This window comes from Lentzea cavernae (assembly GCF_014653695.1).
Lineage (GTDB): Bacteria > Actinomycetota > Actinomycetes > Mycobacteriales > Pseudonocardiaceae > Lentzea > Lentzea cavernae.
This window is the reverse complement of the sequence record NZ_BNAR01000004.1, coordinates 444,384-457,698: the sequence shown is the minus strand read 5'-3', so window position 1 is coordinate 457,698 and position 13,315 is coordinate 444,384. Positions and strand designations below refer to the sequence as shown.

The following is a 13,315-nucleotide window of genomic DNA, read 5'->3' as shown; positions in this document are numbered from 1 at the left end:
GTCGGGGAAAACAACAACGCCGATGACGCCGGGAATTCCTTGTGCGTGAACGCGCTCATGTGCTACCGGTCATTCTGCGAGACGGGCGGCGCGGACGTCCTCCGGTAGTTGCTCCACCAGTTCGCGCAAGAGCGGCAACGGAACCTTGGAAAACTCCGGGAACCGGTGGTAAGGCTTGACCATCGGGTGGAATCGCACCGGTAGTCCACCCGACCGGGCAAGAGCCACCAATGCCGTGCCGATGCGCTGTGCGGGCACCGCGAACGCCAGGTCGTATCCGTCCACTTCGGACACCACGGACAGCCACCCGTCGAGGAACTCCTCCACCCGGGTGCGGTGATCGGCGAGTGCGTCGGCGAAGGTCGAGCACAGTGCGAGCGTGGCGGCGTCGTCGCCGTGCCGCACGGTCAGGGTGATCGACTCGGCCGTGCCGCCCGGCTGCCGGGCGGTGAACACCTCGCTGAGCGCGGCCCACGCGTCCACCTCGGCCAGGGCGGCGAGTGCGACCTTCCCGTCACCCCGCGCGAACAGGGCGTCCTCCAGCACGAACCACAGCGGCCCCTGGGAGGTGCGGCGGCTCAGTTCGCCACTGGCGGTGCCGAGCAGCCGCCGCGCCGCGGCCACCGTTCCCGGGACGTCCACCCGCAGGTGGTCCGCGTCCACGCCGGTGATCGCCTCCGGCGCGCCGCGCAGCGCGGCCTCCAGGGTCGTGCGCTGGGCCGCCGTCAGCTCCTCCGGTGACACCGGGCGGTAGACCTCGCCGCTGGGGCGGAACTGTCGCGCCACCCGCTCGAGCAGCCGGGAGTGCAGGTTCGGCCGGGTGTTCCCTGATGCCGTCAGCAGCCCGTCGTCGTCCGTGCCGAAGCACCACGCCGAGGCCGCCAGGTCGGCCAGGTCAGCCGTCCACACGTCGTGCACCGGGTACTCGCCCTGCGCGAGGTGGTGGAGCAGCGCCAGCGCGTCGTCGTCGGCGAATCCTGAATGGACCAGGCACGCCGCGGCAGCGCCTCGCACGTGCAGCGACGGGCTGTTCGCCATCAGATCCCGTGCTGCGGCAACGTGTTCCACTCTCGCACCGGTGTGTTTCGCGCCGCCTGGAACAACGCCGTTGTCCCGCGCGGCGAGGAAACCGTGGGCAAGGCACAGTCCCGCGGTCGCGTCCGGGGTGAGAGCGGGCAACCCCTTCGGTTCCCGGCCGAGCAGGACGAGCAGCCGCAACGCCTCGTCGTCGCCGGTGCGGGCCCACGCCGCCTCGATGTCATCAGCGAACTCCGCGACCTCGTCCGCGTACTCGCTGGTGGCCTTGGCGACGTCGTCAGGCCGTGCCACGAAATGCGTCTCGCCGACGGCGATCCTGGCGAGGAACACCAGTGCCATTGGAATGTCCCGGCGCACGAGTTCGGCCAGGAAGGGGATCGCGGCCCTGGACGCGCTGTAGACCGAACCCTGGTGCGTGGTGGCCGAATACAGGCCGTACACACCGAAATCGCGATCACCGTCATCATCGCTCGTGAGCGCCTCGATGAACCACGGGGTCTCGCCGGCCGTGCCGTACGCGTCTTCGAGAGCCGCCCAGTCCACGTCGTGCAGTCCGGCGGGTGGCGTCGTGCTGCCGCGCAACGGCGGCCGCTCCACGTCTTCCTCGTCGCCCTGGTGTTCGTCGAACTCCGGCGGCTCGAAGGCGGGCAGGTCATCAGCGTCGAACACGGTCCGTCCCACCAGGTCGAGGAGAGTGGCGTGGAGGCTAGCAGGGCGCGTCACCTCGAGGGCTGCCGCCGAAGGGCTCGACCTGCGCGGCACCGGCTAACGGTGAGACGGTGCCGGACGAGGCACGGACATGGAACCCGTGCTGAAGGTGATGCGCGATCCGCTCTTTGCCGTCGGGCTCAGCGTCGTGCTGGCCGTTCTCGCCACTCGGGTGGGCGGCTGCCTGGTGAAGGTCGTGCTGGCGGCCGGGTCGATCGCGGCGTTCGTCTGGCTGCTGGTGTCGTTCCAGCCGTTCGAGAACTTCGTCGTCGCGGTGCTGGGCGTGGTCGCGACGGTGCTGGTGGTGCTGGTGATCAGCGTGGCGGTGATCGCGGTCGTCGCCGTCGTGGCCGTTTACGTGATGCACCGCGAGGAGACCCGCAGGCCACGCCGCCTTCGTGAGGCGCGCGACAAGGCCGTCCGGACGGAGACCGAGTACTCCGACGACGAGGAGATCGCTCGGCTGGAACGGTGGCGCGACGACCTCGACGCCCTCGACACCCGGCTGATGAACATCCTGGAGTCCCTGGTCGACACGGACGACGATCCCGGCCTGTCCCAGAGCATCGGCAGGGTGGTGTCGGCGTACTTCTCCGGGCTCTCGCCGCACCTGCCGGACATCAGGCGGATCGGCGAGGACTGCGACCGGGTGCTGCTCGACCTCGCGCGCCACCTGCCGTCGAGCTTCACCGGGGTGGACACGACCCGGCTGCTGGAGCTGGCGTCCTCGCGCACGTACCTGCCGAGCAGGGACGAGCTGGAGGAGTGGAGCGACGAGGAGATCCCCTGGTACGGCTACTGGGCCGTGCGGGTGCTGTGCGTGAACCGCCGCTGGCGTGCGACGGCCACGGTCTACGCGAAGGTCCAGTACGGCAAGGTGCAGGTCCTGCGCTGCTTCGAGGCGCTCATCTGACCCTCGCGGTGACCGTCACGCAGCTGGTCGTCCGTGGCTGGCGGTGACCGGTCATACGATCATGCGTCCCCTGTCCGAGGTGAACCCCCCTTCCCGGTGGGTGTCATGATCGGCGCAGGCGTACCGGTTGTCGCCCGTTCAGCTGGCAGATGCCGGGCAGGTTTTCAGCACCTCGTCGCGGCTACTCCAAACGGCGCAACGAAGGTGTTCCGCCGGAGACGGGAGGACTTCTGCACGGGACACCGGCGCGGCGGCAGGTGGCGGACCTGCGGACCGGACGCCGAAGTGCTCCGGGTCGTGGACGAACCGCGCGGCCGCACCAGAAGACGCCTCGCATGAAAGGAAGACCATGCGCAAGAACGTCAAAGCGAGTCTGCTGGCCGCGGTAGCGGCCAGTGGTCTCGTCCTGGCCGGCGGTTCGACCGCCAACGCCGACGTCCACCCGTTCCACCCGTCGTACGGACACGGTGCGGGACATGGGGATCACGGCGACTGGCTCGGCCACCACACCTCGGCGGCCGCTGTCGCCGGGCACGGAGCTCCCTCCTGGCACGGCGGCCACGCCGTCAGCCACAACACGGCGGTGTCGGGGAACACCGGCCACTCCGGGGATTCCGGCGATACCGGTGACAACGACGCGCACGTGATGTGCGTCCACGCCACGTGCGTGACGGGCACCGGTTCCGGGCACTCCGGCACCACTGCCACGGGCAACTCCGGCGACGCCACCAACCACAGCAGCACCAACGGTGGTGACACCGGCAACGGCGGCAACGGCGGGAACGCCGACGCCACGGCGGTCACCGCCGCGGAGACCGAGTCGGACGACGAGGACGGCGTCCACGGCGACTCCGAGGCCGCGGCGACCGCCACGGCCGGCAACGGCGCTTCCTCCGGCAACGGCGGCAACGCCTTCAGCCACAACGCCGCCGTCTCCGGCAACACCGGCCACTCCGGCGATTCCGGCGACACGGGCGACAACGACGCCTGGGTGATGTGCGTCCACGCCACCTGCACGACCGGCACGGGTTCGGGCAACTCCGGCAGCACGTCGACGGGGGACTCCGGCGACGCCACCAACCACAGCAGCACCAACGGCGGTGACACGGGCAACGGCGGCAACGGCGGAGATGCCGTCGCCACAACGGAACTCGCCGCCGTCCAGACTGAGTCGGACGACGCCGAATCGGACGTCACCGTCCACAGTGACACCGACGACGCCGACGACAACGCCGTCCACAGCGACTCCGACGCCACTGCGACCGCCACGGCGGGCAACGGCGGGGCGTCCGGCAACGGCGGCCACGCCGTGAGCGCCAACACCGCGGTGTCCGGCAACACGGGTCACACCGGCGCGTCCGGCGACACCGGTGACAACGACGCGTGGGTCATGTGCGTCTACTCGAACTGCCTGACCGGCACGGGTTCGGGCCACTCCGGCGTCACCTCCACGGGGGACTCCGGCCTCGCCGCCAACAACAGCACCACCAACGGCGGTGACACCGGCAACGGCGGCAACGGCGGCGACGCCGACGCGACGGCGACGTCCGCGACCGAGGTGGAGGGCGACTGACCGACTGATCATCCGCGGAGCGGGCGGGAATGGGGTCTCCCCATCCCGCCCGTTTCTGCTGTCCGGGGCACCGGGCCGCCCCGGGATGCCCGAACCCGCGTGCGCCGATGAATACCTTTTCAGGTTTTCACGTCTGATCGTCGAGGGCCGTGCGGCGGTCCGGTCGCAGGCGGATGCCCGCCAATCATCAGATTCAGTTGATCCACCGGGGCGTTCTGACTTTGGGGTTCTTCCTAAAGATTGACCGACTCATTTGGTCTCGTTGACATCGGTCTGGCAGCTCCGCCATCATGGGAAACAGCATAGGCGGCCAATGTGAAGGGTTGTTTCATATCCCATGTCGAGTGCGGGGTGACTGCCAGTTGAGATATAACGGCCGCCAATTGAGATAAAGTGGATCCGCTCCGGAATAGCAATGTGTTCCGCGTGGTGGACGTTGGTCGGCGAGGTTTTCACGACTTCCGATGACAACGATGACATGCGCAGTTGCCCGGCTGGACAACACGCATAGGAGAGTTGGCGTGTCTCAGGGGAATCTGGAAAAGGGCTTCGATCCCTCGTTCGTGCCCAGCGTGGCGGCGGTAGCACCGCCGCACGGCCGTGAGGCCGAGCTGGGCGTGGTCGAGGACTTGATCTCCACGATCGGCGCAGGCGCCGCGGCGCACGTCGTCGTGCTGCAGTCCGAGTCGGGTTCCGGGAAGACGTGGGTGCTGGAGCGAGCAGCGGCGCTGGCGGCGCGGCACGGGTTCGCCGTCGTGGACGGCGTCTCACCCCGTGCCGGCCGGCCCGTCTCGCTGGTCACCACGCGCGCGGTGCGCAGCGAGGACGACCGCATCGCCGTGCTCGCGGCAGGGTGCGAGGCGCAGCTCGCCGGGCACCTGCGCGACGAGCCGGTGCTGGTGGTCGTCGACGACGTGCAGTGGGCGGAACCCGCGTTGCTGCACGCGTTCGGCGTGGTGATGGCGAAGTTCGGCGCCGCGCCGGTGCTGTGGTTGTTCGCGCTGGACTCGGCGCACGCCGAGTCGCCGAACGGCCAGTTGCTGCACTCGCTGGTCCGCCGGCAGCGCGCGAAGAGACTCGGGCCGCTGGAACCGCTGTCCGGCGCCGCGGTCGTCAGCCTGGTCGAGGGCCTGCTCACGGCCACGCCCGATCCGGACGTCATCGCGCTGTGCGAGAGCGTGGGAGGCGAACCGCAGGCCATCGTCGACCTGGTGCTGGCCCTGCGGCAGGAGCAGTGTCTGACCGTCTCCGGCGGGGTCGTCGAGCTGGCGTGTGGTGCCGTGAGCGTGCCGCCGGTGGTCGAGGCCGAACCGGGCGCGCGGCTGCCGGAGGCGTTCGTGCGCATGGTCCGCGCGCGGCTGGGGCGGTTGTCGCTGCGGTCGCGGGAGGTGCTGCAGGTCGCCGCGGTGCTCGGCGGCAGGTTCCCGCCGCAGGACCTCGCCGAGATGCTGGGCGAGCGGACGTCGCAGCTGCTCGGGCCCCTGCAGGAGGCCATCCGCGCCGGAGTGATCGACAGCGACGGGGACGAGTTCACCTTCCACCGCGAACCGGTGTGGCTCGTGGTGCTCGGCACCGTGCCCGCGTTGCTGCGCTCGATGCTGCACCGGCAGGCGGCGACGATGCTGGTCGAGCAGCGCCGTGCCGAGGCCGCCGCGGTGCACCTGGTGCACTGCGCGAAGCCGGGCGACGAGGGCGCCATCCGGATCATCCGCGAGGCCGTGCTCGGTCTGCTCCCCACGGCGCCGCAGACCGCCGCCGCGCTCGCCACCCGAGGCCTCGAGATCGCACCCCCGGACAGCGCCGACAGGGTGGTGCTGGCCACCACCGCGGTCGCCGCGCTGGTGCGCCTGGGCGACCTCGGCACGGCCGTGGACCTCGCCACCGAACAGCTCCGCACGTGCACCGCGGAGTCCGGCCCGCTGCGCAACTGGCTCGCGACGGCGTTGATGCTGCGCGGCGACGAGGCGGCGGCGGAGGACGTGGTCGCCCGCAGGCGGGAGGACCAGGAGCCGTGGCCGGACCTGTTGCTGCTCAACACCTTCTCCGGCGAGGAACGCCGTGAGGTCGTCGACATGGCCGACCGGGTGCTGGCAGACCCCTGCACCTACAGCGACGAGGTCCGGGCGGCCGCGCTCACCGTCCGCGCACGGGTGCGGTGGCGCGAGGGCGAGCTGAACGAGGCGCTCGCGACCACCGACGAGGCCATCGCGCTGCAACCGGACCTGTCCGAGGTCTGCCAGGCCGACCCGCTGTGGATGCGGGCGTGGATGCTCACCAGGGTGCGCAGGCTCGACGAGGCCTTCGAGGCGGCCGAGCAGGCGCGGCGTTCGATCGACGAGCGGAACATGGGCGTGCTCAGCTCGTTGCCGCTCGCCCTGCGGGCCGAGGTCCTCCTGGTCAAGGGCGACCTGGCCGCCGCGGAGGCCGACGCGACAGCGGGGCTGCAGGCGTCCGAACGCGCCGGGACGCCCGTGTACGAACCGCAGTTGCGCGCGGTGCTGGTGATGGCGGCGTTGCGCAAGGGCGACCTGGCGGCGGCGACGCGGCACCTGCGCGGCCTGGAGAGCCGGGTGCCCGGTGGTCCGCCGTTGCTGTTGCGCTGCCTGCTGTCCGCGCTGCTCACCTCCGCCGGCCGCGGCGCGCGGGAGGCGGTGGAGGAGCTGCGCGAGGTGCTCGAGGACCCGGCCTCGCGCCGGCGGCTGGTCCTGGAGGACCCGTCATCGACGTCCTGGGCGGTGCGCACGGCGCTGAGCGCGGGGGAGACCGACCACGCCAAGCTGATCGTCGTCACCGCCGAGGAGATCGCCGCGATGAACCCGGACCACTCCGCGTTCGTCGCCGCGGCACGGCACGGCCGGGCGCTGCTCGACGGTGACGTCGGGGCGCTGGCGTGCCTGGAGGACCTCTACGGCGACGACGTGTGGGCGGTGGCGTCGCTGGTCGAGGACCTGGGGTCGCTGCTGCGCGACGACGACCGGGAGCAGGCCGTGCTGGAGCTCGACAGGGCGATGGAGCACTACGACGAGTTCGGCGCGGCGTGGGACGCGGCACGGGTGCGGCGCAAGCTCCGCCGGCTCGGCGTGCGGCGGCGGCACTGGAACTACGAGACCCGTCCCGAATCCGGCTGGGAGAGCCTCACCACGACCGAGGCGAAGGTCGCCGCGCTCGTCGCGCACGGCCTGACCAACCGGCAGGTGGCCACCGAGCTGTTCGTCTCCCCGCACACCGTCGGGTTCCACCTCCGGCAGATCTACCGCAAGCTCGACATCCGCTCCCGCGTCGACCTGGCCCGCATCGCGCCCTGACCCGTCAGCCGGACCGGGTCACGACGACGCTGTGCGGGCCGTGGAACACGATGTCGTGCGGGAACTTCACGCTGTCCACCGCGTAGTCGCCCAGTGCCGCGAGGAGCAGGCCGAGCCCGATCTCCAGCTCGGCGCGGGCCAGGGTGGCGCCGAGGCAGTAGTGGATGCCGAGTCCGAAGCCGGTGTTGCGGCCACCGGCGCGGCTCAGGTCCAGTGAATCCGGTGCGGCGAACCGGGCAGGATCACGGTTCGCCGCACCGAGCATCACCATCACCCTGGTGCCGGCCGGGATCGGGACGCCCGCGACGACGGCGTCCTCGTGCGCCCACCGCCCGACGGCCTGCACGGGCGGGTCGAACCGCACCAGCTCCTCGACGGCGGCCGGGGTCACGCCGCGGCGCAGCTCCGCGAGCGCCTCGGGCCGTGACGCCAGCGCCAGCACCGACTTGCTCAGCACGTTGGTCGTCGTCTCGTGCCCGGCGGTCATCAGGTGCACGCAGGTGCCGACGATCTCGTCCGACGACAACGGCTCGCCCCGCGTCTGGGCGGACACCATCAACGACACCAGGTCGTCGCCCGGATCGGACCGCCGCGTCTGCATCAGCGCGAGGAAGTAGTCGCGGAGCTCGCGCGCGGCCCGGTCGGCGACGGCGTGCGCGTCCGGGTTCGCCGCCGCCCTGACGCTGCTCGCCTCCTGCAGGTCGACCGCCCTGTCCCGCAGCCACCCCGAGTCCTCGCGCGGCACGCCGAGCAGGTCGGAGATGACCAGGATCGGCAGGGGCGCGGAGAACCTCTCCACCAGGTCGAACGTGACGGGCAGATCGGTCAGCAGGGTCTCGGCGAGCTCGGTGATCCGCGGCCGGAGGTTCGTCACGACGGAGGGCGAGAACTCCTTGTTCAGCACCGATCGCAGCTCGGTGTGCCGCGGCGGGTCGAGGAAGACCAGCCAGTTCTCCACGAGCGTGCGCAGCGCCGAGGTCACCGACACCGGGCTGCCCCCGCCCGACGGCGACCGCCGGCCGAACGCGGCACTGGTCAGCACCTCGACCGCGGCGTCGTGGCCGAACACGTAGCAGGTGCCGCCTGCGAACTGCACGGGCCCGGCCGCGAGGTAGCGGGCGAACACCGGGAACGGGTCGTGCAGGTCCTCGTCCGGCCAGTCCTTGAGGGAGAACGGTTTCATCGCGCACCTCCGCGCACGGTGTCGGCGATCGTCCCGGCGTCCGCGGGGAGATCCGCACCGCGCCACGCCACGTGCCCGTCCGGTCGCACCAGGACGAACGGCCGTTCGTAGATCCGGGCGATCTCCGGCGAGTCCAGCCTCTCCGCACGGAACGGGATGCCCCGCGACTCGAACGCCTTCGCGAACGACGCCAGCCGTGCGGAGTCCTCGAAGTGCACCAGCACGAACCCGTCCCCGAAGAGGTCCAATGTGGACATGCCGTCCTTCACCCACTCGTGCGGCGCGCGGGAACCCGGCCGGGTATTCGGCCTGCGGTCCTCCAGGTTCTCCGCCGTCGGGTCGTCGATCACGAGCCCGGACCCGGCGTAGGTGAAGCCGAGGTGGATCTCCGGCGCGTCGAACTCCCGGGCCACACCACCGCTCCGCAACCCCTCGCTGATCTTCGCCCGCATCGCCGCGCCCTGCGGGGTGTCGTCGTTCAGGAACGGCGGGACCTCGCGGCGCATCGCGCGTTCCAGGTTGCGGTTCGCCTCCTCCAGACCCTCGAACGCGACCGGCCGGCGTTCCCGCGCGTAGCTGTCGAGCAGGTCCGGGCCCGCCCACCCGCGCAGCGCGGCGGTGAGCTTCCAGCCGAGGTCGGCGGCCCCGCAGATGCCGGTGTTCATGCCGAACCCGCCCGACGGCGACAGCGTGTGCGCCGAGTCCCCGACGAGGAAGACCCTGCCGGAGCGGAAGTCCTCGGCGACCCGGTGCACGAGGTGCCACTCGTTGTCGGACAGCACCTCCACCGGGGTGTCGAACGCGATCGCCTTGCGCACCAACGCTTCGGCATCCTGCAACGACTCCGGCGAGCCCTGCAGTCCTACGGTCATCCGGTACAGGCCGCGTCCGTCCAACGCGCGAACGGGGAAGCGCAACGCCGAGGAGATCATCAGGTAGAAGAAGTTCGCGATCTTGTCACCGAGCCGCTCGCGCAGTTCGGGCGCGCGGAACAGGACGTTGCGGAAGACCAGCGTGTCGTGCACGGCGGGCGCGGCGATGCCGAGGTGCTTGCGGATCGGCGAGCTCGCGCCGTCGCAGGCGATCAGGTACTGCGCCCGCACCTCGGTGCCGTCGCTCAGCACCGCGTGCACGCCGGTGTCGTCCTGCGTGAACGACTCCAGCCGCGTGCTCATCCGCACCGGCCCGTCCGGGTGCACGCCCACAGCGTTGCGCAGCAACGGACCGAGCCAGTGCTGCGGGCAGATCGCGTCCGGTTCCGGGGTGTGCCGGAAGTCCGGGCGGGTGGCCATCGTGTGGCGGGGGAGGCGGAACAGCTCGTGGCCGCCGATCCGGGTCGTCCACACGCAGTCCAGCGGGTGGTCGTCCGGCCAGCCGGAGTGTCGGATGTCGTCCGCGACGCCCCAGCGCCGGAAGAACTCCATGGACCGCGGCCCGATGCTGGACACCTTGGGGTGGCTCACGGTGCCGTCGCCCGCCTCGACCAGGACGAAGTCCACGCCCCGCGACCGCAGTTCCAGCGCGGTGGCCATGCCGGTCGGCCCGCCGCCGACGATGACCACTTCGGTGTCGAGCACGTCGTTCTCCCCTGAGTTCGTGCGTGAGTTCATGCCGCGCCCCCGCGCATGCGCCGGTAGCCGGAGGCCACGACCGGGCGTTCGACCGGGGTTCCCGCGTGGATCTCTTGCGCCGCGGCGAGACCGGACTCGATCGCGCCCTCGATCCACGCCGGGTAGGTCGAGCAGTGCTCGCCGGCGAAGAACAACGTGCCCTGCGGCTTGGCCGCCAGCGCCCGTTCCTCCTCCGACGTGGCAACGTCCTTGCTCCACCGCACCGACGCCGCCCCCATGCTGGAGAAGTCCTCACCCCAGGCCTGGGTCACCACGTCGAGCACCATTCCCGGCCTCCTCAGCTCGGGGTGGATCCGGCTGAGCTCGTCGAGCACGACGCGTTCCCGCTTCTCCGGCGAGATCTGCGCCAGCGCGTCCGCGTCCGGGCCGATCGTGTAGCTCGCGAGCAGTGCCGCGCCGAGCCGGGGATCGCTCTCGACCGGCGGGTAGTAGGTCTGGCGCACCAGGCCACCGGTGAACGAGCCACCACCGCTGATGCCGTCGCTCTCCCAGAACGCGTCCTCGCAGTGCACCGCGATCTTCGTGGCAGGCCAGTACTGCATGTCGTGCACGGTCGCGAGCTTGTCGTCGTCGAGGCCGCTCAGGTTCATCCGCCTCACCACCGAGAACGGCACGGTGCACAACACGTAGTCGCAATGCGTCGCGACGACGTCCAGGCCCCGCCTGGTCTCCACGACCACCCCGTCGGGTCGCACGTGCAGCCCGACCACTTGGCGGCCGCGGTGCACCGGCCCGCGCAGGCTCTCGGCCAGCCGGACGGTGATCTGGTCCATCCCGCCCTCGAGCCGGAACAGCGCCGACGACGTCTCCACGGTGATGTCGTCGAAGAAGTGCGCGAGACGGCTGCGCGCCGCGAACTTCGGGTTGCCGGCGAAGAACCGGTTGACGTCGAGCCGCTCGATGCCACCGGTGCTCACGAAGAACGGCCGCACCTCGATGCCGTCGAGCAGGTCCAGCAACTCAAGGTTGAGATCGCTGTGCAGGTTCGTCCGGAACGCACCGGGCGCGACGGCGTTCACACTCGCGGTCAACCACGTGGCCGCCAGCACCGACTCCTCGCGGTACGAACCAGGCGGCAGCCCACGACGGAACTCCTCCACGAGCACCGACGTCGCCTCACGCACCCGCAGATGCCCGGTGTGCGTCTCCAGATAACTCGCGTCGTCGGAGAACAACGTGCGGAACTGCCGCACCCGGTCGCTCAGCCCCAGCAGGTCGATCCACTGCATGGTCCGGTGGTGCGAGGCGGGAATCCGCATGGCCCCGAGCTCGGCGAGCGGCCCCCTGCCCACGAACGCGTGCGTGCGAACCCTCCCACCCACCTCCAGCCGTGCCTCCAACAGCTGAACGCTGTGCCCCAGCCGCTCCAACTCGTGCGCCGCGACAAGACCCGCCACCCCAGCGCCGAGCACGGTGACCCGCTTCGGCCGCTGCGGCCAGTGTTGCCCGCCCGACAGGACGTTCGTGTGCACCGGACTCATGACCGCAATCGTCCCGCCGCCCCACCCGCCCCCACATCACTCAGCGAACCCGCACCGCACGCGGTTCCGCGTGCCCAACCCGCCCACCGGAGCAGTTCATACCGCGCGACACAACAGTTTCTCCCCTTCTCCCACTGCACCGCTCCGTCCACCCACGACACTGACCCCACACTCTCGTGAGGAGCCCTGCCATGCCAGCGCCCACCGCCGAAGTCCTGCACCGAACGACCACCGTGCGGGCCCACGACGGCCTGAGGCTGTCCGCGACCACGGTCCTGCCCACCGGCACCCCCAGCAGCACAGCCCTGCTGCTCCACGGCGAAGGCGCAGACCGCGACCAGAACGGCTTCTACCCCCGCCTGGCCGCAGAACTGGCCGCCCAGGGCGTGGCCACCCTGCGCGTCGACCTGCCAGGACACGGCACCAGCGAAGGCAGGCAGGAGGACCTCAGCCTCTCCAGCCTCCTCAACGTCATCAGCGCCTCCCTGACCCACCTGCGCGACAACGTGTCCGCGGCCCCAGCGGCGCTCCTGGCAACAGGCCTGACCGGGGGAGTGGCGGCGGGCTACGCCGCCAGACGAGCCGACGAGGTCACCGCAGTGGTGCTGTTCAACCCGCTCATCGACTACCAGGAACACTTCGCCGACACGAACCCCTCGTGGTCAGACGGCTTCCTGGGCCCCGAAGCGAGCCACACCCTGCTCACCGACGGCCACCTGCGCGTCTCGGACACCTTCGTGGTCGGCCGGGCGATGCTGAACGAGGTCTTCTGGCTCCAGCCACGAGGCGTCCTGCCGGTGATCACCGCGCCAACCCTGGTGGTGCACGGCGCAGGCCCCACGGACGTGCCGGTGTCCTCCTCCCGCAGCGCGGTGGAGGCCCTGACGTGCCCGAGCCGACTGGTGGAGATCGCCCCACCGGTGGACGCGCACTGGCAGGCCCCGGCGATCCGCGTGACGACGGAATGGCTGCTCGACTCGCACTGAGGGAAACAGTGCTGCCGGCGTGGTTCGCGGCACCTTGCGCGCCCGCCCTCGCAAGCCACCGCCCGCACGGCAGGTGACCACCCCGCTGGAACCGGCGCCAGTCATCGCAGCTGCACCCGCGCGGTGCCAACCGCCGCCCGGCGATGCAAGGGCAACCTCGGACGAAACCTGGCGTGGCGATGCAAGCGAGCCGTCTGAACTAAAGCTCTGGGTAGCGGTAGGCCCCAATCGCAACCCCATGATTCGTCCCGACCTGCGCGCCCGTCCTCGCAAGGCGATCCGGCCCCAGGAACGCGACCAACCCCGCTGGAACCGGCGCCAGCCATCGCAGCGGCACCCGCGCGGTGCCAACCGGTCAGCCGACATCGCAAGGGCAACCTCGGACGAAACCTGGCGTGGCGATGCGCAGCGAGCCGTCCGAACTGAAAGCTCTGGGCGGCGGTGCACCCCGCTCATGGCGATTGGGGCTTGACCTTGAGTGGCGGGGTGCTACCCCT

General features: G+C 70.8%; 8 protein-coding genes. 4 read left to right on the top strand and 4 right to left on the bottom strand.

The genetic code is table 11. The features are described 5' to 3' along the window. Positions 1-69: 69 nt before the first annotated feature. Positions 70-1,707 (bottom strand): hypothetical protein, encoded by a 1,638-nt coding sequence (locus tag IE307_RS16100; protein ID WP_191298751.1) that lies wholly within the window; start codon positions 1,705-1,707, stop codon positions 70-72. A 130-nt stretch (positions 1,708-1,837) separates the two neighbouring features. On the opposite strand from IE307_RS16100, the gene IE307_RS16095 reads away from it, so the two are divergent. From IE307_RS16095 to IE307_RS16085, 3 genes are all read left to right on the top strand, one after another. Further along, positions 1,838-2,659 carry a hypothetical protein gene (locus IE307_RS16095; RefSeq protein WP_191298750.1) on the top strand — a complete coding sequence of 274 codons (822 nt, stop codon included), beginning with the start codon at positions 1,838-1,840 and terminating at the stop codon, positions 2,657-2,659. Positions 2,660-3,008: 349 nt separating this feature from the next. Next, positions 3,009-4,232, top strand: coding sequence for a serine-rich family protein (locus tag IE307_RS16090; protein ID WP_191298749.1), 1,224 nt, complete (start codon positions 3,009-3,011; stop codon positions 4,230-4,232). 521 nt (positions 4,233-4,753) lie between these two features. Then, positions 4,754-7,537, top strand: a complete 2,784-nt coding sequence (locus tag IE307_RS16085; RefSeq protein WP_191298748.1) for a LuxR C-terminal-related transcriptional regulator — start codon at positions 4,754-4,756, stop codon at positions 7,535-7,537. A gap of 4 nt (positions 7,538-7,541) precedes the next feature. On the opposite strand, the gene IE307_RS16080 is transcribed toward IE307_RS16085, so the two are convergent. The 3 genes from IE307_RS16080 to IE307_RS16070 are packed head-to-tail and all read right to left on the bottom strand — an operon-like array spanning position 7,542 to position 11,832. Next, positions 7,542-8,720, bottom strand: a complete 1,179-nt coding sequence (locus IE307_RS16080; protein ID WP_191298747.1) for a cytochrome P450 — start codon at positions 8,718-8,720, stop codon at positions 7,542-7,544. Next, complete coding sequence (locus IE307_RS16075; RefSeq protein WP_191298746.1) at positions 8,717-10,330, bottom strand: FAD-dependent monooxygenase; 1,614 nt, start codon at positions 10,328-10,330, stop codon at positions 8,717-8,719. Before IE307_RS16075 ends, IE307_RS16080 begins: the two co-directional genes overlap by 4 nt. Further along, on the bottom strand, positions 10,327-11,832 hold the full coding sequence (locus IE307_RS16070; protein ID WP_191298745.1) for a flavin monoamine oxidase family protein: 1,506 nt from the start codon (positions 11,830-11,832) through the stop codon (positions 10,327-10,329). The genes IE307_RS16075 and IE307_RS16070 overlap by 4 nt, the downstream gene beginning before the upstream one ends. A gap of 191 nt (positions 11,833-12,023) precedes the next feature. Between IE307_RS16070 and IE307_RS16065 the strand changes: the two genes are divergently transcribed. Further along, positions 12,024-12,818: an alpha/beta hydrolase gene (locus tag IE307_RS16065; protein WP_191298744.1), complete on the top strand. Its 795-nt coding sequence runs from the start codon at positions 12,024-12,026 to the stop codon at positions 12,816-12,818. Positions 12,819-13,315 lie beyond the last annotated feature (497 nt).

Coding starts and splice junctions, on each gene's coding strand:
- IE307_RS16095 (WP_191298750.1), top strand. CDS start 1,838: ATGGAACCCGTGCTGAAGGTGATGCGCGATCCGCTCTTTGCCGTCGGG.
- IE307_RS16065 (WP_191298744.1), top strand. CDS start 12,024: ATGCCAGCGCCCACCGCCGAAGTCCTGCACCGAACGACCACCGTGCGG.
- IE307_RS16080 (WP_191298747.1), bottom strand. CDS start 8,720: ATGAAACCGTTCTCCCTCAAGGACTGGCCGGACGAGGACCTGCACGAC.
- IE307_RS16090 (WP_191298749.1), top strand. CDS start 3,009: ATGCGCAAGAACGTCAAAGCGAGTCTGCTGGCCGCGGTAGCGGCCAGT.
- IE307_RS16075 (WP_191298746.1), bottom strand. CDS start 10,330: ATGAACTCACGCACGAACTCAGGGGAGAACGACGTGCTCGACACCGAA.
- IE307_RS16070 (WP_191298745.1), bottom strand. CDS start 11,832: ATGAGTCCGGTGCACACGAACGTCCTGTCGGGCGGGCAACACTGGCCG.